This is a genomic window from Pedobacter sp. (genome assembly GCF_035566355.1).
Classification (GTDB): domain Bacteria; phylum Bacteroidota; class Bacteroidia; order Sphingobacteriales; family Sphingobacteriaceae; genus Pedobacter.
Window position 1 is genome coordinate 1 of the sequence record NZ_DATMRL010000686.1, and the last position, 19618, is coordinate 19618.

General features: G+C 40.6%; 19 protein-coding genes and 3 tRNA genes. 4 read left to right on the forward strand and 18 right to left on the reverse strand.

The features are described 5' to 3' along the window. The 12 genes from VNZ46_RS26990 to VNZ46_RS27045 form a co-directional block, all read right to left on the reverse strand. Positions 1-679: helix-turn-helix transcriptional regulator (locus VNZ46_RS26990; RefSeq protein WP_325564404.1), on the reverse strand; the 679-nt coding region annotated here is incomplete at its 3' end. Between the two features lie 150 nt (positions 680-829). Then, complete coding sequence (locus VNZ46_RS26995) at positions 830-1255, reverse strand: DoxX family protein (protein WP_325564406.1); 426 nt, start codon at positions 1253-1255, stop codon at positions 830-832. A 41-nt stretch (positions 1256-1296) separates the two neighbouring features. Beyond that, a complete protein-coding gene (locus tag VNZ46_RS27000) occupies positions 1297-2154 on the reverse strand; it encodes a HipA domain-containing protein (RefSeq protein ID WP_325564408.1) in 858 nt (285 codons plus the stop codon). A gap of 61 nt (positions 2155-2215) precedes the next feature. Next, positions 2216-2545, reverse strand: a complete 330-nt coding sequence (locus VNZ46_RS27005; protein ID WP_325564410.1) for a HipA N-terminal domain-containing protein — start codon at positions 2543-2545, stop codon at positions 2216-2218. Positions 2546-2547: 2 nt separating this feature from the next. Next, positions 2548-2766 carry a helix-turn-helix transcriptional regulator gene (locus VNZ46_RS27010; protein WP_199078094.1) on the reverse strand — a complete coding sequence of 73 codons (219 nt, stop codon included), beginning with the start codon at positions 2764-2766 and terminating at the stop codon, positions 2548-2550. A gap of 157 nt (positions 2767-2923) precedes the next feature. Beyond that, positions 2924-4066, reverse strand: coding sequence for an AhpC/TSA family protein (locus VNZ46_RS27015; RefSeq protein WP_325564413.1), 1143 nt, complete (start codon positions 4064-4066; stop codon positions 2924-2926). Between the two features lie 9 nt (positions 4067-4075). After that, on the reverse strand, positions 4076-5494 hold the full coding sequence (locus VNZ46_RS27020) for a PKD-like family lipoprotein (protein ID WP_325564414.1): 1419 nt from the start codon (positions 5492-5494) through the stop codon (positions 4076-4078). A gap of 10 nt (positions 5495-5504) precedes the next feature. After that, positions 5505-6320, reverse strand: a complete 816-nt coding sequence (locus VNZ46_RS27025) for a DUF4843 domain-containing protein (protein ID WP_325564415.1) — start codon at positions 6318-6320, stop codon at positions 5505-5507. Between the two features lie 31 nt (positions 6321-6351). Further along, positions 6352-7857 carry a RagB/SusD family nutrient uptake outer membrane protein gene (locus tag VNZ46_RS27030; RefSeq protein ID WP_325564417.1) on the reverse strand — a complete coding sequence of 502 codons (1506 nt, stop codon included), beginning with the start codon at positions 7855-7857 and terminating at the stop codon, positions 6352-6354. A gap of 12 nt (positions 7858-7869) precedes the next feature. Then, on the reverse strand, positions 7870-11208 hold the full coding sequence (locus VNZ46_RS27035; RefSeq protein ID WP_325564435.1) for a SusC/RagA family TonB-linked outer membrane protein: 3339 nt from the start codon (positions 11206-11208) through the stop codon (positions 7870-7872). Positions 11209-11438: 230 nt separating this feature from the next. Then, positions 11439-12641, reverse strand: coding sequence for a FecR family protein (locus tag VNZ46_RS27040; protein WP_325564419.1), 1203 nt, complete (start codon positions 12639-12641; stop codon positions 11439-11441). A gap of 109 nt (positions 12642-12750) precedes the next feature. Next, positions 12751-13332, reverse strand: coding sequence for an RNA polymerase sigma-70 factor (locus tag VNZ46_RS27045; protein WP_325564421.1), 582 nt, complete (start codon positions 13330-13332; stop codon positions 12751-12753). A 320-nt stretch (positions 13333-13652) separates the two neighbouring features. On the opposite strand from VNZ46_RS27045, the gene VNZ46_RS27050 reads away from it, so the two are divergent. From VNZ46_RS27050 to VNZ46_RS27060, 3 genes are all read left to right on the forward strand, one after another. Then, positions 13653-13726: transfer RNA gene (locus VNZ46_RS27050), tRNA-Pro, on the forward strand. Positions 13727-13965: 239 nt separating this feature from the next. Further along, positions 13966-14039: transfer RNA gene (locus VNZ46_RS27055), tRNA-Pro, on the forward strand. Positions 14040-14049: 10 nt separating this feature from the next. Continuing rightward, positions 14050-14122: transfer RNA gene (locus VNZ46_RS27060), tRNA-Ile, on the forward strand. 47 nt (positions 14123-14169) lie between these two features. On the opposite strand, the gene VNZ46_RS27065 is transcribed toward VNZ46_RS27060, so the two are convergent. From VNZ46_RS27065 to VNZ46_RS27080, 5 genes are all read right to left on the reverse strand, one after another. Next, positions 14170-14679, reverse strand: coding sequence for a hypothetical protein (locus VNZ46_RS27065; RefSeq protein ID WP_325564423.1), 510 nt, complete (start codon positions 14677-14679; stop codon positions 14170-14172). A gap of 86 nt (positions 14680-14765) precedes the next feature. Continuing rightward, on the reverse strand, positions 14766-15647 hold the full coding sequence (locus tag VNZ46_RS27070) for a prolyl oligopeptidase family serine peptidase (protein WP_325564425.1): 882 nt from the start codon (positions 15645-15647) through the stop codon (positions 14766-14768). Positions 15648-15667: 20 nt separating this feature from the next. Beyond that, positions 15668-15853, reverse strand: coding sequence for a PLDc N-terminal domain-containing protein (locus tag VNZ46_RS29460; RefSeq protein WP_414693542.1), 186 nt, complete (start codon positions 15851-15853; stop codon positions 15668-15670). Beyond that, on the reverse strand, positions 15850-16224 hold the full coding sequence (locus VNZ46_RS27075; protein ID WP_325564427.1) for a glyoxalase superfamily protein: 375 nt from the start codon (positions 16222-16224) through the stop codon (positions 15850-15852). Before VNZ46_RS27075 ends, VNZ46_RS29460 begins: the two co-directional genes overlap by 4 nt. 78 nt (positions 16225-16302) lie before the next feature. Further along, positions 16303-16845, reverse strand: coding sequence for an NAD(P)H-dependent oxidoreductase (locus VNZ46_RS27080; protein WP_325564429.1), 543 nt, complete (start codon positions 16843-16845; stop codon positions 16303-16305). 158 nt (positions 16846-17003) lie between these two features. Here VNZ46_RS27080 and VNZ46_RS27085 point away from each other — a divergent pair, with 158 nt between their 5' ends. Next, on the forward strand, positions 17004-17357 hold the full coding sequence (locus tag VNZ46_RS27085; protein WP_325564431.1) for a helix-turn-helix domain-containing protein: 354 nt from the start codon (positions 17004-17006) through the stop codon (positions 17355-17357). 123 nt (positions 17358-17480) lie between these two features. Here the strand turns inward: VNZ46_RS27085 and katG are convergent. Further along, positions 17481-19618 (reverse strand): catalase/peroxidase HPI (gene katG / locus VNZ46_RS27090; protein ID WP_325564433.1); only part of this gene is annotated, 2138 nt, incomplete at its 5' end.

Below are 19618 nucleotides of genomic sequence, written 5' to 3' on the forward strand. Positions count from 1 at the left end.
AATTGGTTTCCAGTTTGTGAATGATGTTTTTACGGTGGTTGTTTACGGTATGGATGGACAGGTATAAACAGGTGGCGATTTCAAAACTGCTCTTCCCTTCTACGATAAGCCTGATGATTTCTTTTTCTCTCCGGGACAGGAGATTGAATCGGTGGAGGTTTTTCCGGATAAAGACATCGTCTTCTACAAGGTTACTGAGCTTCCTGCCCGCATAGCTCATATTGTTTACGGAGAAGGCAATATGGATCATTTTAAGGGCATTTCCAGGTTCGTTTGAGGGATATAGCCTGGAGGTGGTAAAATACCATTTGTAGTCGTTGTTTGCGTCTGGTCTTACCCGTTGGAAAAAAGAGAATACTTTATTGGCGTCTCCTTCTTTGACGAATTGGAACAGATCGTTTTTGATTACGGTGATTTCTTCGGCAGGGAAAAACCGGCTGAAATATTCTGGCCCCAATGCTTGTAGTTCTTCTTTGCTGTGTTTAAGGTAATCGCATCCGGTCTGATTCATATAGGTATTGGTGAGGCTGCTGAGGTCCTGAACCATGACACTGCCGGGGATGTAGTCTCCAATGTCTTCGATTTTAAGGATTTTACTGGCAATATTATTCCCTAAAGACAAAATCTGTGCCTGGCAATGCTGCTGCATCTCCTGCTGGGAGAGAGATTTGATGGACATAGTTCAAAGCGTTAATATGAGTAAACTATATTATACAGATTGTGAGACGATTACGTAAAGATAATCAGGATTATTGACAAATGAAATAGTGTTTTCAGAAAAAGAAATTTGGATGGATTGGCGTAGTTTTAGTAATCATGATGATCTCTTCTATCTATGCGCAGCATTTCTCCAGGCAACCCATGCTCCAGTGCTCCAAAGCGCCCATATGACCAGAACCGGCTGAAACAATAACCTTATCCCTCTGCTGAGATCGGAATTTAGTCCAAATGCATCTGTATGCGTTAAGAACTGAGAAATATTTCCTGGAAAAACGGCAACAAAGAAAGCGGCAACAACCCAGCCTGCCATAGATTTCCTCCAGCCGGATACCAGCAGTAAACCCAATCCTATTTCTACCAGGCCAGACAGAATCACCACCAGATCTGTATCCATGGGCAGCCACTTAGGTACCTGGGCCGAAAACTCAACGCGGGCAAAGGTTACATGACTGGTGCCTGCAAAAATTAAAAAGACTCCAAGGGCAATGCGTGCAATACGATGCCAAAGCCCGTATTTATTTTCGCTATCCATCATAGCTTAGCAAACATAGATTATCGTATTTTGTTTAATATCATTTACTTTAACCTATTAAGTTTTTCAGTCCAGATGCTTTTATAACGGGTTTTATATTCGTTAGTCATAAACGACATATCTATCAACTTGAATACCTTATCTGTATTTTCACTAAACTTATCTATTATCCTTTTAACTATTTTATCTGAAATCTTCAATACACTGGCTAACATATCAAAATCTTCCCTGCCGAGTTCTTTCTTCTTGCCATTAAGGCTAAGCGCTACATCCTCTTTGTCTTTTGGATTGATAAGATTACTGTTAATCAGATCATATGCAGGAGAAAGAACAATTTCATCTTGTTGGTGGAGTACTGAAAAATTCTTCATATGCATATCATTGTTTCCAGAAAGAAAGGAAAATATTATTAACTCGAAATAGTTAACTAAATCCAATCCTGAATTTGTACAATACTTTGTAATGAGTTTTCCACAACGCTCATATGAACTATTATATTTCTGTTCGGTTTGAAATTCGCCAATCTGACAGAAATCCTCCATATGTATTTTTTGCCTTTTATTTCTATCAAATCTTTTAGCGATATATACCAACTGACCATCTGAAGCTTTAAGCAAACAATGCTTACACGTTTTGAGTTTGAATAGCTCTGCCAGATGCATTGTCAAATCTTCTACTTCCGGCATTTGTGGATAATGTATATTTTGTGGTTTTAAGATATAGTTTCCCCATAATCCCACAATGGTGAGACGCTTTTCAGTTCCCGTTACATTTTCAAGGTCGACAGAAAGCTTAGGCTGTACACCCGTTATGGCAATTCTGTTGTTAACTGTCATTTTTGCCAGATCATTAACTAGACCTTTATTTAATGTAAGTGTAGGTATTTCATTTATTCCAAACATTTTTTTACAGCATTTGGCATGATAAGTACCTTCTTCTACTGGCTGGTAACAAAAGAGGCAATTACTCATTTTCTTCCTCCTCTCCAATAACTGTTACTGCACCAATTGTATCTCTGCATAGTGTAGCCAATAACTCAAAACGATCATTACTTTTAAAATTCCAATATTCCTTTGCAATATTTAAGAGCCATCCTTCTGGAATTAACCCGTCAAAAAATGGGAATAGGATGTTACTGTTATAAGGATAAATCGAAATTGGTAGAGTAAGGCTTACTGGTTTTGCTCCTGGTTCTTTAATATAAGAGTTGTAATATAAAAAACGATAACCGGAATCGGTTTTCTCAAGATAGCCAGCTAGTTTTTCATCATAATATACTTTTGCTTTCTTCATGATTAATCTCCCTCCTCTTTTATAGGATCAAGATCAGTTATCCCCACTTGCTTACCAAAGAGGGCTAATACCTGGTTAACTTTGTCTAAACGAAGCGTCATTTTCCCCTGTTCCAATTCTCGAACGAAACGGAGTCCAACACCAGATTTAAAGGCAAGATCAACCTGAGAAAGTTTTAAAGCTTTCCTTTTTTCTTTAATAAATGCAACAATTGGCTTCATATTATACCCTTTAGGGTACTAATATACAAAAATAATTAAAATAATACCCGATAGGGTATATTATTCGAGTTTAAAATAGTTTTATACCTCATTAGGTATAATATTAAGGTGATTCTTAAGAGAGCGTTCCAATTGGAACGCTCTCTTAAGAATCACCTTAATCCGGCATCAATTCACTAAGTTTTTTGTTTAGTTTTTCTCCCATAAGGTGCGATCCGATGATCTTTCCTTCAGGACTGATGAGGAAATTTGCAGGTACACCAGAGATTCCATACACTTTGCGGGCATCATTGTCCCATCCTTTGAGATCTGAAATTTGTGGCCAGGTTAATCCATCCTTCTTGATCGCCTCCAGCCACTTTGCTTTATCACTATCTACAGATACACCCAGGATTTCAAAACCCTTGTTTTTAAAGCGGGCATACTGTTTTAACAGGTTAGGACCTTCCGCGCGACAAGGTGAACACCAGCTGGCCCAAAATTCTACCAATACATATTTTCCTTTGAAGTCTGATAAAGACATGGCTTTGCCATTGACATCATTTTGGGTAAAATTAGGTGCGGGGGCACCAAGAGCGGTCATGGTATCTGCGTTCAGCAATTTGTACAAACCCTGGCCTGTATAAGATAAACGCAGTTCCGGACTCAGTTTATTGAATACTGCCGGTGCCTGGTCTGATTTTAGAGAATAACCGCTAACCAGTTCTGACAAGCCTTGCAGTGCAAACTCAGATGTAGGATTTGCTTTGGCAAAAGCCAGCATTTTTTCCCCACGTGATTTCCTTAAAGCCTTTACAGTTTTATCAATAGATTTAAAGTAGGTTGTATCCTTTTGCTGCTCCGGACTAGCCCTTCCCAGCAAAACATTGGCATTGTGGTGTACCGTCATCACGGTAGGACCTACAGCTTTATTAAAAGCCTGGAGTTCATCGTAAACTTTAGACCCTGTCCATTTAGCATTATAGAGTGAATCTGGCGAACTGATATGGATGTTTTCCTTTCCAAAGCTTACATAAATTACATCACCAGTACCTGTGGCATAAATCTCCTTATCTTTTATCCCTTCACGTGAGAGGGTCATTCTTGAAGAGGCAATACCTTCAATGTGCCCCGTAAATTTAAAGGTACCATTGACCAGTACTGCAGAATCCGTTGCTCCCTTACCCCCTGCACTGTAGTCCAGATAGATCTTCGCGGGTTTGTTGAGGTTGCCTATTTTACCTCTAATGGTAAAATTAGGGCTTTGTGCTGCTGCAATTGCAGGAGCTAGCACAGCGAGTATTAAAAATTTCAGTTTCATATCTTATAATTAATTTGTTCTAACGGTGATATCTATCGGTGCACCTGGTATACCTTCCTGTTTTTTAAGGAGGCTACCGTTCTTTCCAGTAGTGATGTCAAGGTAATAGATGGTCCCTTCTGTACCCACCATGAGGCTTTCTTCGCTTTCAGACAGTTTGATCATGGATATGGTCTTTCCTCCAAAATCTGTAACCAGTTCTTTCACGTCTTCGTTTAGTGGATTGTATCTGTAGACTTTTGAACCCGCGGCTATATAGATCAGGCCATTTTTTGCACCCTGCCATTTGGTGGCTGAGGTAATGAGGTCAGGGCGGCTAAAGAGCCGTTTACCTAATGCATTGAATTCAAACGGCCCCGTAAATTTCACGGTAAAATGCAGTTCATAGATCTTACCATCAGAGGCCTTGCAATAGGCATAACAGTCTGTGTTGTTGAGCTGTTCTATGTGTAGTAATTCCATACCTACATTTGTCGGGTCGAAAGCTGGTGATGGGGCTACGCCATACTGGGTATCAAAATAGGTAGGCCCGCTGTACATATTAAACCGTAGGAACTGTTTTCGGTTGCGTTCAAAACCGATAAAGCTGGTTCCGGCATCCGCCATAGTCACTACAAAAGATGGATCCAATACGTAATTGCCTTCAGCCGGGGCAAACATGCCATAAGTTGGTGCCTGATCCCAGGTATTGGTGGTACCACCGTAGAGTGTGCCGTTGATCACCCCCATCAATACGCCCTGAAAGTGCGGCTTTAAAGCCCCTACTTCCAGCTGATCTGGTGCGACAAAAAAGTTATCAGCGAGTTGATTAGGATATTTAGGGTCTTCAGTCATGGTATTGGCATTCAAACGGACGCCTCCATTTTTGGTAATGATCCAGTAGCCTAACAGGGTTCCGCCTGTATTTCGGTTTCTGAGCAGCATCAGGTTCATAGGATGAGGTGGCAGGTCTTTGCGATGGATTGCTTTATATAAACGGGCCTGTACTGTCCCATCCGGTTTGATGAAAGAAAACTGGCTTATGCCGTTCTCTTCACTTAAAACAGCTGTTCCTTTGGAAAATTCTGTTCCTCCGTCAATAAAGAACTTATGGAAATATTTCATCCCATTGGTTTTATTGTATACGGTTAGCTGTGCCGGGTATCTTTTGGCCTGCAGGCCAAAGATGATCCTTAGAGATGCTCCTGTATACAAGACGTCTGTACCTTCTATGACGGAGATTCGCCATTGCAGCTCAAGGTCTGCCTGGCTTTTAAGCGTAACGGCAGGTTTGATTACGAGACTATCCCCTACTTTTGCAGTATATACTGAATCCAGGTTGGAAACCACCGGTACTTCGGGCATATCGATGTCGTAATGACCAAGATCTTTATGACAAGCTGAAATTGCTATCGTAAATAGCAGCATCAATAATATTAATCTTTTCATATCTTTTTGTTTAAATAACCTCTTTCCCATTCTCGTCTATAAAATAGTATTTGCCGTTTTCCTTGTTCTTCCTCAGAAGCGTTTTCTTTGTTGGATTTCCTGTGTTGAAGAAATAATAGCTGTCGGTATTACCAGGCACCATTTCTTCCAATTTGTATCCTTTGGCTGCATTTTTGGTTACCCAGTCAAAAGGATTGTTGAGCATAGTGGTCAGTAATCCGGTGATATAGAGGTTCTTCGGCGCATCCAGACCATCTGTACTGAGTTCTTTTACGCCTGTAACCAGGATAAAAAGTTCATGTTTTACTCTTGAATAAGGTGGCAATGGCCAGAAGTCCCACCAATTTGGTTTTTCCAGTTTGGAGGAAAAAACCACCTTTGCTCGAATCCAGTAAGGGTTCTGGATGTTAAAGTCACTTGATTCCATCAGCTTAATGACCGCAGAAACCGAACGGTTTTCCAGCTCCTTATCCTTATTGTAAATGATAAACGGAAGATAGGCAAGCCCTTTATTTGCATTCATGATATAGGAGGCCTTAAGTGGCTCATAGTGTAAATTAGGTTCAGCGCTGGAGGAGTCGGTTTCTATACGGGCTTTGAATGTTCTTGCCGCTGGGCTGGTTACACCGGAGATGCGTACAGGAATCCATATGGTATCTTGTAATTTTGTAGGGTTATAGGCGAAAGTGGATACAATGCTGTCTTTTCTGCTGTCAAAATGGATGTCAAAATAAATACCCGCCGGATGATCAAATTTCAGTTCTTCTGCCCGCTTACATGATGCAAGGCTGAGAAGTGCGAATAGGATTAATATATAGGATTTCATAATTCGTATGATTAGTATTTATGCCTGTTGTTTATCTGCCTCCATATACCACTTCATCCTGGGGAAGCGGTAATACCAGGATCTTGTCTGTTGCCGGAATCGTTGTGCCGGTTTGCCCGATTATGGACCTGTTTAGTCTTTTGTACATGTAGAAAAGTTGCCCCTCCCCAAGCCATTCTTTACGGCATTCTTTAATCAGTGCTACAGTAAATTCTTCCTGTGAGTTTACATTCAGGTCTTCTTTGTCGCGCTGGAAGCGTACGGTATTGATATATGTTATTGCTTTTTGCGGATCTGCAGGATAAGTGCATTCGGCCGCTATGTAATACAGTTCACTTAACCGGATAGCAGGCGCCATCAGGTAGTGCAAATTGGCCGTTGCGGCATCGCTTTGCGAATTCCTGTTGTATTTTACAATGTCGTAAGTTTTTGCCGCGCCCACGCCTGTTATGGAAAGCCAGTTCTTAAACCGCAGGTCAACTGTTCCTGTGCTGGTCTCATAAATTGATTTGGCTGCATCTTCATTGAGGTATAACCCTCTTGTACCAGTAACGAACCAGTTTTCCTTGATGTCTTCAGTGGCTCCTGGCACATACCAGGATTTAGGAATATACCAGGCAAAGACGAGTTCTTTATAGAGAATTCTGTCTTTTTTTGCTTCTTCAAATGCGTTAAAATCTGCCTTTAAAGTCCAGGGAAACTTTTTTGCATTGATCACCTCCAAGGCATTATTTAAGGCATTCGTTTTGTCATTTTTATAGAGATAGACCCGGGCAAGTTCGCCACATACAGCGTAATAGTTTAACCGGTGCCTTCTGTTTTGAAGGAAGGGGATGCTGGCGCGCTCTTCGGTATTGGTGGTTGTATCGGTAACGACGGGATAGTTAACCAGGTATCCCGCACTACGGATCGGATCTTGTGCCAACAGTTTTTTGGCTGCCTCCAGATCTGTGAGGGCTTTCTCTATAACCTCTGAAACACTGGACATAGGAGTAATGTCTTTGGTATAAGCATTGGCATATGGTACACCTTTCCCGGAAGCATTTCTGAGATAGGATGGTGCAAATAATCTAAGCAGATCAAAATGCAGGTAGGCCCTTAATGCCAAGGCTTCGCCTTTGATCAGGCCGTAGTTCACTCCGGTAAAGATGTCCTTCTTTTTGTCTATGTTTTCAAGGATCAGATTGGCATTTACAATTGCATTATAAAGCCCTGCCCATATTTTATCTTTTCGTTCTATGAATTTGCTGTTGCTGTAATTATACTGGCTGGTTGGTGTATAGTTCAGTCCTTCATTATAGCCCATGGTGTAATTTTGAGCCAGTACTTCGGGTGTACCAAATGTAAGTTCCTTTCCATACAGGTCTGTTTCTGAACAGCGGTTATAAATTCCGTTGAGGGCCTCCATAAAACCGTTCTCTGTGCTAAACAGCACGGGAGCGGAAATTTCAGATTCGGGTTCCACTTCCAGCCATTTTTTACACGAACTTATGGTTGCGATAAGCAAAATCAAGCTTATGATCAGTCTTAGTTTCATATTCTTTATTTATTAAAAAGTGGCGTTTATTGAAAAAGTTAAACTTCTGGCAAATGGATAATCAATTCCTCTTTCCTGTTTTACAGAGGACCAGCGGGCAAGGTCATTTGCGGTAGCAGAAAACCTCAGATTAGACATTTTTAATTTGGATGCATATTTCTTATCCAGATCATAAGACAGGTACACGGAACTTAAATTGATCATATTGTCGGGCTGTACAAATCTGGAGTTGACTTCTGTTGTACCCAGATCGGCTATGTTCTTATAGAAAACCACATCGCCGCTTTTTTTCCACTTTTCTTCAAATACGCGTTTGTCGACATTGTATCTTGGATCTGCATTTTCAATCCGGTCTACCAGCGTCTGGTTGTACATGTCTCCTCCAAAATGGGTTTCGAAAGTTGCACTCAGCATGAATCTTTTATAGGTGAAGGTAGTACTGAAGAAACCGTTTGCTTTTGGATCGGCATTCCCGACAACCACGATATCGCTTTTATCGTAGGCGTAGGTAAGCGTTCCGTCTTTTTTCCGGTATAATTCCCTTCCATTTTCAGGGTCAATGCCCAGAGAGGGAACGGCATATATCGCATTGATGGATTGCCCTTCATTATACCGAAGCAATGGGATACCTTTAAATCCGCCATCTTTGGGATCTACAGATTGCAGGTCATCGGCCCGATCATTATATTTTTTCAGAGCATTTGAGATGCGCACGATTTTATTCCTATTGGCCACCATATTTGCGGTGAAATTGATGGACCAGTCTTTTTTACGTATCACATCCCATTTGATGGAGATTTCTGCGCCTTTATTCTCCATATCACCCAGGTTTTCTTTGTAGGAAAAGAAGCCTGTAGAAGGCGGGAGTGTAATGTCGGCCAGGATGTCTTTGGTAAACTTTCTGTAGATTCTTGGACTTATAAAAACCCGGTCGTGAAACAGTCCGAGGTCAATACCAATATCTGTCATCTGTGTTTTTTGCCAGGATAGATTTTCGTTGCCATAGTTATTTACAATGGCGCCTATCCCGGTGGAATACCAGTTGCCGTTCAGATATTTATAGGTGGTTCTTGACAGATAAGGTGCAAACTCTACTGATCCGGTAAGACCGGTGGACACCTTTAAGCGTAATTGACTGATCACCGGGTTATCGGCCAGAAATCTTTCCTGGTGCAGGTTCCAGCCCAGGCCTACAGACCAGAATGGAGCAAGCTTATTCTCGAGACCAAATTTCGATGAACCATCTATCCTAAGGGTAGCATCGAGCAGATATCTATTTTTGTAGGAATAGTTTGTACTTAGGAAAGAGCCGAACAGCCTTGAATTGTTAATGCTGCTTTGCGGTCTGCCCTCGTCGCCAAAGCCTTTGGCAAAACCTATGCTTGTAAAGCGGTCGTTGGCAAAGCCTATTGCTGTTACTTCTTTTTCATCTGAAAGTTCTGTCCGGATATTGACTCCGCCCAGTACATTCAAGGCATGGTTTCCCAGTTGTTTGAACCAGGTCAGTCTCATGTTTCCGTCCCAGTAAACTTCTTTCCTGTTTCTATCTGTATAGCTTCCTTTTTCATCAAGCCTGTCTGCTCCGTAGAAATAGAATTCATTGGCCATAGGTGAAGTGAAGATGTCATCTGTATTCATGCGGCTGGTTAAGCTCATTTGACCTTTTAATCTGAGGTCTTTTGCCAGTTGCAATTCGGCAGAGAGGTTATCTATAATTTCTGTGTAGGCCGATTTGTTAAAACTGCTCAGGCCTGCATCATACAATGGATTCAGGACAACGTCCTGGTCACCTGCCTGATTTTTCCAGGTGTCTACCTCACGAAGTACAGTACCATTGGCGTCTTTAATTGGGTAATAAGGGTTCATCCTTACATAATTGGCGAAGTTTCCGTATGGACTTTCCCTGGCTTCCATTTGAGTAATGGACAGGTCGTTTCTGAATTGAAACTTATTGTCTTTGTTGTACTGAAAGTTCATCCCGCCAGAATATTGGTTTCTGGACGAGCCTTTCATTACGCCTGGCCTGGCTTGGTACCTCAGGTCTACTCCATATCTGAAAGTTTCAGAACCACCTTGAAGGTTTACACTGTGCTTTTGCCCTACAGCGGTACGTACTGGTTGGGATAGCCAGTAAGAATCTACGCCTCCAACTACATTAGCCAGCTTATTGTAATACAACTGATCCAGTTCATCCTGTGGCCGGTTAACCACATTTCTATCATATAATCCTGCCAATTTTTCATATTGCAGCTTTTCTGAGGCATTCAGTACCTGATAGTCTGAAAGATCGGGAGAATTGATACTGGTTTCATAATTGTATTCAATAAGAAGCCGGCCTTCTTTGGGTGCTTTGGTGACAATCACCAGTACGCCATTAGCTGCTCGGGAACCGTATATGGCGGTTGCTGCTGCATCTTTTAACAGGGTAACCGAAGCGACTCTATTGATGTCTAGGTCAAAAACTTTTTGTACGTTAACTTCAAAACCGTCTAAAATGAATGCAGGCATATTGATGTTTCCGGAAATGTTGTCTCTCCTTAAAACCTCCCCGTTTCCGCTTGGTAAGGATGATGAGCCTCTTACATTGATGTTTGGCAGTCTATTAGGGTTAGATCCCGCGAGGTTATTCTCCAACAGCTTAAATGAGGGGTCAAAAGCCTGTATACTTTGCAACAGGTTTTGTGGGTTTACTCTTTTAAGTTCCTCTCCGCTCACGGTCACAGCATTACCCGTGTAACTGTCTTTTTTAATGGTCTGGTAACCTGTGATGACAACATCGTCGATGGTATTAACAAGTGTACTTAGATTCACGGTGAGTGGTTTTGTATCGGTTATTTTAACCTCTTTTATTTTATAACCGATATAGGAAAACACTAAAACATCACCGATCTGGGCGTTGATCCTGAAGTTTCCGTCAGAATTGGTCTGCCCGCGAAGGTCTTTGTTGTTTTTCACCAATATGTTTACACCCGGTATGCTTTGTTTGGTTTCGCTATCGATAACTTTTCCGGAGATATCAATAAACCTGGAAGTGGTTATACCTGATGTATTATCTGTAACCTTATTTCTGATCACAATGGTTTTATCCACGATATCGTAGGTCAGGTTCTGATTGGCCAAACAGGCCTGCAGGGCTTCTTCAAGTGGCACTGCCTTCAGTTCCACATTCAGCTTTGACTTGTTCAGGTTTATCTTTCCGTTGTAAAAGAAGAGATATCCGGTCTGCCTTTTTATATCATTAAAAACGGTTTCCAGGGTGGTATTCTTCCGGGAAACGGTAACATTTTGCGAATAGCTGGCGGCAGACAAATGCATGGTGCCAATCAGCAGTAAAATAGCAGTTAATTTCATCACTACTAATAGTTTATACTTTACCCTCCGTATTTGGAATACGGGGTTGTAAAGAAAAGTTAATTTCATATTTTTGGATTAGAATTATTGAACAAATAGCAGCCTGGTTTAGACGTTGGGCTGCTGACCTCTTTTTCTGGCCGGGAGTGGTGAGATACTTCCGGCTTTTTAGTCAGTTTCTTTGTGGTTCCTGTTTAATGTAGTTGTCTTATCATAGTCTCTTTTTCTGGTTAATAGTCTGTTGGTTTATGGTTTTTTGGGTTGATTGTTTTAACTGCTTCCTGGTTGTAAGAAACAATGATATTCTTGCCTTCAACTTCAAACTGGATGCCGTTGAGTTCAAGTATTTTGAAGACCTCAGATAACTTCGCGGTCCTGAATATTTCTCCTGTAAAATCTATGTCTGGCAAGTTTCCTTTATAGCTTACATTAACATTATACCATCTGGATATGCTGCGCATAACGGATTTAATATCGTCATTCTCAAAGGAGAACATTCCATCTTTCCAGGCAATTTCTTTTTCCGGGTTTATTTCTTTTGTTAGGATAGTGCCTTTTCCAGTTTTACTTATTAAAGCTTGCTGTCCGGGGCTTATGATACTTGAAGCGATGGCTGATGTAATCTTTACGGAGCCTTCAAGAAGTGTTGTACGGATAATGCTTTCATCATCATAAGCATTAATGTTAAAGTGCGTGCCCAGTACTTCCACGGTTTGACCTGTAGATTGGACCCTGAAAGGCATTGCAGCATTTTTTGTAACTTCAAAATAGGCTTCACCTTTGAGCTCAACTCGACGTTCACCTCCTTGAAATGAAGTTGGGTAAGTTAATGTAGACGCAGCATTCAGTGCTACCTCTGTACCGTCTGGCAAAATGACTTTGTACTGTCCTCCCTTTGGAGTGATGATGGTATTTTTAAGTGGCTTGTCTGAGGTCTTTGATGTAATGGCGTATACAATTTGGCCATTGGCGGTTTTGGTTATGCTTATACCTGATTGCCTGGCTATTTCGCCCTGAGAAGCGTTGTTCAGCACAATTTTCTCTCCTCCCGAAAGAATAAGTGTTGCGTTATTCCCACCTGGATTGATATGATGATCCATTTCGGCCAGATTATTTTCTTTATTGGTATTAAAAAAGTGTAGAGATGCAAACAAGACCATAAGCAATGCAGCGGCAACGGCTGCATATTTAAACCAAAGGATTTTGATTTCTTTCCCATTGGTATTTGGACTGCTGATCTTTTTATCGATGGCAGTTTTGATATTTTCCTTCAAATGGAGATAATTCCCTTCATTTTCTTCGTTAATGAGGTCTTCGTTCTCTTCAAACATATCGTAATAGGTTTCGAGGAATTTAATCTCTTTACTATTTGCCTTTTTTTTCCTGTATTTCTCTAAAATTTCAAGAAAATATTTTTTCTGAGCGTCTTTCATGGTCTGGTCTATATAGATATGAGTCTAAAATTTTAAAATAGCCCACGCTGGTGCAAAATATTTTTTATTTTTTTGATCTTATGGGTATTTATTACTTCCGGACTTAGAATTACCAGGCAGAATACATTGCAAAAAGGAGGTGAAGAACCAGTAGTGATGTTCTTAGTGTAGCCAGAGCTTTGCCCAGTTGATTTCTTACGGTTTTAGGCGAAATGCCCAATTGCTCTGCAATTTGCTGACTGTTTAAATCTTGCTCGAAACGCATTTTAAAGATGATCCGCTGCTGGGTTGGCAATGCATCTACCAATTCATTAAAGGCGTTCAGGAATTCCTGGTGGAGCATCCCGGCATCCGCACGATCGTGTTCATCGCTTATATTTTCTATGGTATTGAGAAGGGCACTTTGTTTACCTTGCTTTTCAAAATATTTAAATACCCCATTTCTTGCAGAGGTATGCAGATAGGCGGCCAGATTTTCAATGGGAGATGTTGTACCCCTGGTCCATAGCTGGACAAATACATCCTGGGCAATGTCCTGGGCTTGTTGTTCGTCGTTTAGCCGCTTGTATGCAGCATTATATATTTGCTTCCAATGCCGGTTATACAGCGCATCGAAAGCAGGCCTGGACCCTTTACTTAGCTGGAGCAAAAGTTCGGTATCATTTGCATTGTATAAACTATCCTGATGCATCTTAACTGATCAAACTGCTGGTAAGTTATCACTTTATCGCTTTCCCTGCAAAGAAAAAACGTATTACCAATGAATTACGGGTCGGGCACTCCTTATTTAATCTAACACTTTGGGCGCCCTTCAATTGAATGTCAGTAAAAAATATTTTTGGATAATTAAAAATTTCCGTATCATTGCAGCATGAACATGACATCAATACAAAGCTTTATACCGCAACCGATTTATCGGAGAGGATAAGCTATGTATTGAATAAAAATATTTAAAACAGAGAATCCTCTTAGATAAGTCTAAGGGGATTTTTTGTTTTAACAAGATTTTTTAGAGTAATATATCAATTGGTTAGATTACCTGCTTTGGGAGCAGGAGGCCCCCGGTTCGAGTCCGGGTTACTCTACACATTTTCCTGTGGTGCAATGGTAGCACGTCTGATTTTGGTTCAGAAGATTGTGGTTCGAGTCCATGCAGGAAAACATAGATAACAGAAAATTTAAAATATGAAAACAACATCAATACAAAGCTTTATACCAGAACCGATTTATCGAAGGGGATAGCTATGTATTGAATATAAATATTTAAAACAAAAAGTCCTCTTAGATAAGTCTAAGGGGACTTTTTGTTTTAACGGGAATTTTTAGAGTAGTATATCAATTGGTCAGATTACCTGCTTTGGGAGCAGGAGGTTCCCGGTTCGAGTCCGGGTTACTCTACAATAAAAATGGAAATATAGCTCAATGGTTAGAGCAGTACTCTTATACGGTATCGGTTAAAGGTTCGAGTCCTTTTATTTCCACATAGTTCTTAAATAAAGAAGCGAGTATATAAGTGTATTTGACAGCCTCAGATTCTATTCATTTTTCTCAACTTTTTCTTTTTAAAGGATTTCAATATTTGAAAGGCAACGAGCCAAAATATTAAGAAAGTAATGAATTGAATAATCATAATCAAACCTGCAGCATCAGCATCCAAAAATGCAATCCCAAGACTTATAAAACTCGCAGGAAGTGTTATGAGTAATGCAGGGAATATCCATTCACCATACAATCGTGAACTAGGCGATAAAGATAAAATGCAGACTGTACCTAAGCCTACATATAAAAATGAGATTAGTAAACTGGTTATGTATAACTTCGCTCTTATTTCTTTGGTTATCAAATTGTCGTCTGTTTCAGTATGGCCCACTTCAACGGTCATCATTTTTACAATTGACTCTGGAAGAATTAAATTTCTTTTTTTTAATTCAGCAGATGCAAGCTGAACGGCTTCGCGGGTATGTTTTCTCGGATATTTGACGTAGAAAATTAATTCATTGTCTGTTTTTTTTGATAAAATCTCCGAGAGTTTAGACATGTTCAGATTTAATTTTCTACTTGTTCATAGATTCAACTAATATAATCAATTCTTAAAGCATCTTCAGTCCTAAAACTGATGTATAATCACCGCTTCTTAGTGAACAGCCATTTCGGTATGTTTTCGCCAAGGAGTACTGTTGAGACAATATTATCATGTGTTCTGTTTTCGAAGATCCAATATCTGGTTTTGTGGTACTGGTTGATCTCCTGATAGAGTTGTTCACTCCCTGAAAATGGGTTTTCGGTATCCTTCGTTCCATGGATAAGCCATATAGGAACATTCTTAAGTGAGTCTGTATGATCAAACTGTGGTACACCAGCAATAGCTACGGCTGCTGCAAATTTATCTGGCTTAAAATTAAGGAGATCAATGACTGATGAGCCTCCCATAGAGTAACCTACAAGATAAATCCTGTTTTCATCAATATTGTATTCTTTCTTTATGGAATCGATCAGATCTATCATAGCGAATAACTGAGGTTCTGCCTTTGAGGTAAGTATTCCCTTTTGGCTATCAGGGGCATATATAGTGGGACGGGTGGCGAATTGTGGGGCAACTATATATCCCTGGAATTTTTCTCTAATATTCTTCTCGAGCCAGATTCTGGCCAATGGTTCCAGTTGATTCTTATTGTCAGATCCTATCCTGCTTGAATTATGAAATGTAATGATCAGTGGATATTTTTTTGACGGTTGATTATTATAGGGAGTTAATAAACGATAGGGTATGTTCTGGTTACTCTTGGTTAAAAAGGATCGGTAGAGAAAATCCTGATCATTTAAGCTGTTCAGTAATTTTTTAGACTCCAGTGTGGCTACGCTGTCGTTCTTAAAAGGTATGACGCTCGTTCCATAGTTTTTATATGGAGTTTGACAAGATGGTAATGTGCTTAACGTGAAAATCAACGCAATGAAATAGAAATGAAATCCATAATATTTATGCCAAATGGCATCTATTTTCCTCATTTTATTTGTCTCCAATGTTCTTAAGTTCTAGGAATAAAAGTTGTTCTTAAATAAGCAGATGTACCAAGAACAGGAAGCAATACTATAATAGCAATCCACACAATTTTATGTAAGAGACTGAGGCTCTTATTCTTCATAGCTTTAATAATGCCATATATAATATACACCAATACAACAGCCAATAATATAAGTTGCCCAACTATCATGAACGCGAATCAATGACTTCACTAAAAGAGATCCTGTTTCCAAAAGGATCATGTACTGTAACCAGAATCTCATTATCATCCCATTCAGGCACCATTATACCCGGACGATTGTATTTGTATTCCTTATCCAGAAGTTGCTGATGATAGTCTTTTAAAGACTTAAATTCTTCAATCCGTAGATGTGCTCCCGGGCTGGAATCACCATGATGTTCTGATAAATGAAGTACAATATCCCGCAGCGAGATCTGCATATAAATCGGAGAACCTTCCGGGCTATGCTTCCAATCTATTTTGAAACCAAGCCAGTCTACATAAAACTCAATTGCTTTATTGTAATCGAACATCCTGAGAATAGGTATTATCAGTGCCATATAAAGATTTTTATAATTTCACTAATCTACAAGTTTATCAATCTATCTAAAAGAGATTGCCTCAAAATGTATCTAATCCTAGCCTCTTCGTACCCCTTCTATAAAGGAAATATAATCCTGGACATTTCTTTCTATTCTGTCTGATGTCGCATGATGCTCCGCTCCATAGAAAGCAAAAACCGACCTGTAATCTGCCTTTACATAATTAAAAGTAATCTCAAATGGAGCGGTCAGTTGCTTTAAGGTATACTTATATCTTCCAGATACCTGATAATCCTCTTCATTGATACCTGCGGTAATACTTAGGGCAATCTTTTTATTGTTTAGTTTATACGAACTGCCCTTACCATACGCCCATCCATGAGTCAATACAACATCCAGCCATTTTTTGAAAAGCGGTGGACAATTAAACCAATACAAAGGAAACTGGAAAACAATCTGATCATGAGCCTCCAGCAATTGCTGTTCTTTTTCTACATCTATCTTTTCGTCTGGATAGAGCTTGTGGAGGTCATATATCTTATATTTTTCAGGATATTTATTTAATTCTTCAAGCCATCGCTGATTGATAAGAGAATTTTCAAGGTCAGGATGAATGACAATCACTAGTGTTTGTTTCATATAAATTTTATGCATTATTAAATTTGCCGGCACAAATATGATTGCTGTTGCCCGATTGGGCAATACATGACGAATTAATCATTTGGTGATTAATTAATCACCATTCGTTAAGCTAAGCAATTCCGTACTTTTACAGTTTTAGAAATCCAATTCAACATATGTATCAGCGAAAAATTCCAATTGATTATGGTTGTGGCCTTCATGTAGCCATGGAGGTAGTAGGTTCGAAATGGAAGTTTTGTTTACTCGATGAAATTTCAAAAGGAATAACGCGTCCAAGAGATTTGGTGAATTCTATAAACGGCATTACCAAAAGGGTTTTACAGAAACAACTGAGTGAGCTTGAATTCCACGGCTTATTGGAAAAAACAATCTATGCAGAGGTTCCTATAAGAGTGGAATATTACCTTACTGAGTCAGGAAAATCCCTTTTGCCTTTAATTTCTGCAGTTGACCAATGGGGATTGGGGTTTGCACCACAGTTAAAGGCTATATTGGAGAAGGAAGATTAATTGTATCGCATGTATTACGAATCGAGCTTTAACATTAAAACGAAGATACATCTATCGATAGATCAAATCAAAAGGGCACCGTACTCCGGTGCCTTTTTTTAAATATATTACTGGGTATCGTTGTTATTGATGAAGATCAAACCTGTCCAGATTCATCACTTTATTCCAGGTGGCCACAAAGTCTTTTACAAACTTAGCCTGAGCATCGGTACTTCCGTATACTTCGGCAATGGCCCTGAGCTCTGCGTTAGATCCGAATACAAGGTCTGCACGGGTTGCCGTCCATTTCGGTTGTCCTGTGGAACGGGTACTACCTATGTATAACTCCTTATCTTCTGAAGCTGCTTTCCATGCTGTATTCATATCAAGCAAATTAATAAAGAAATCGTTGGTCAGCTGGCCTGGTCTTTGAGTAAAAACTCCATTTTTTGAAGCATCGAAATTTGTATCCAGCACACGTAAACCACCAATGAGCACAGTTAATTCAGGAGCAGTTAGCGTCAATAAATTGGCTTTATCGATCAGGAACTTCTCTGTAGAAACTGCAGATCTTGACTTACCATAATTACGGAAGCCATCTGCTGCCGGCTCCAGGTAACCAAATGATTCTACATCAGTTTGTTCCTGAGAAGCATCCATGCGGCCAGGTATAAAAGGAACTGTAATTGAACTTCCCGCAGCTGCCGCTGCTTGTTCGATACCTGCATCACCGCCCAATACAATCAGATCCGCAAGCGAAACTTTCTTGCCATCTGCCTGAGCTCCGTTAAAGTCTTTTTGAATACCTTCCAGTACGTTCAGTACTTTTTGTAGCTGTGCCGGGTTATTAACTTTCCAGTCTTTTTGAGGAGCCAGACGAATGCGAGCACCATTGGCACCACCACGTTTATCAGTACCGCGGAAAGTTGAAGCCGAAGCCCATGCGGTTGAAACCAGTTCAGCAACACTTAGTCCGGAAGCCAATACTTTTGCTTTCAATGCAGCAATGTCGTTCTCATTGATCAGTGGATGGTTCACTGCTGGAATCGGGTCCTGCCAAAGTAGCTCTTCCTGTGGTACATCAGGACCCAGGTAGCGTTCTTTTGGTCCCATATCGCGGTGCGTTAACTTATACCATGCACGGGCAAAAGCATCAGCAAACTGATCCGGGTTTTCCAGGAAACGTCTTGATATTTTCTCATAAGCAGGATCAAATCTCAAAGAAAGATCGGTAGTGAGCATTGCCGGGCGATGTTTTTTCGAACCATCAAATGCATCAGGAATTATAGATTCCGCGTCTTTTGCTACCCATTGGTGTGCACCTGCCGGGCTTTTGGTGAGTTCCCATTCAAAACCGAACAAGTTTTCAAAGAAGTTATTGCTCCATTGCGTTGGTGTTTTTGTCCAGATCACTTCCAGACCACTTGTAATGGCATCTGCGCCTTTACCAGAACCATAACTGTTGCTCCATCCAAATCCCTGAGCTTCCAAACCGGCTGCTTCAGGTTCTTTACCTACATGATCTGCCGAAGCAGCGCCATGGGTTTTACCAAAGCTATGTCCTCCAGCGATAAGAGCAACGGTTTCTTCATCATCCATGGCCATGCGACCAAAAGTATCCCGGATGTCTTTGGCTGCAGCAATTGGATCAGGATTGCCGTCCGGTCCTTCTGGATTTACATAAATCAATCCCATTTGTACAGCAGCAAGTGGATTTTCCAGGTTGCGGGAGTGAATGTCACCATCAGCATCGTCATCAGTAACGACAACGCCATGTGCTTTATCTGCACCTTCAGAACCATGTGCATAACGGATGTCGCCGCCTAGCCATGTCGTTTCTGAACCCCAGTATACCGATTCATCTGCCTCCCAGGCATCTTCACGTCCACCGGCAAAACCAAAGGTTTTAAAGCCCATGGATTCCAATGCAATATTACCTGTAAGAATGATTAAATCGGCCCATGAGATCTTGCGACCATATTTTTGTTTAATTGGCCAAAGCAATCTGCGGGCTTTATCAAGACTTACGTTGTCTGGCCAGCTGTTCAGAGGTGCAAAACGTTGCAGTCCTGCGCCTGCGCCACCACGGCCGTCTCCTACCCGATAGGTTCCCGCACTGTGCCATGCCATACGGATAAACAAACCACCATAATGACCAAAGTCTGCCGGCCACCAGTCTTGTGAATCGGTCATGAGCACATGGAGATCATTTTTTACCGCTTCCAGATCCAGGCTGTTAAAGGCTTCGGCATAGCTAAAGTCTTCATCCATCGGGTTAGACA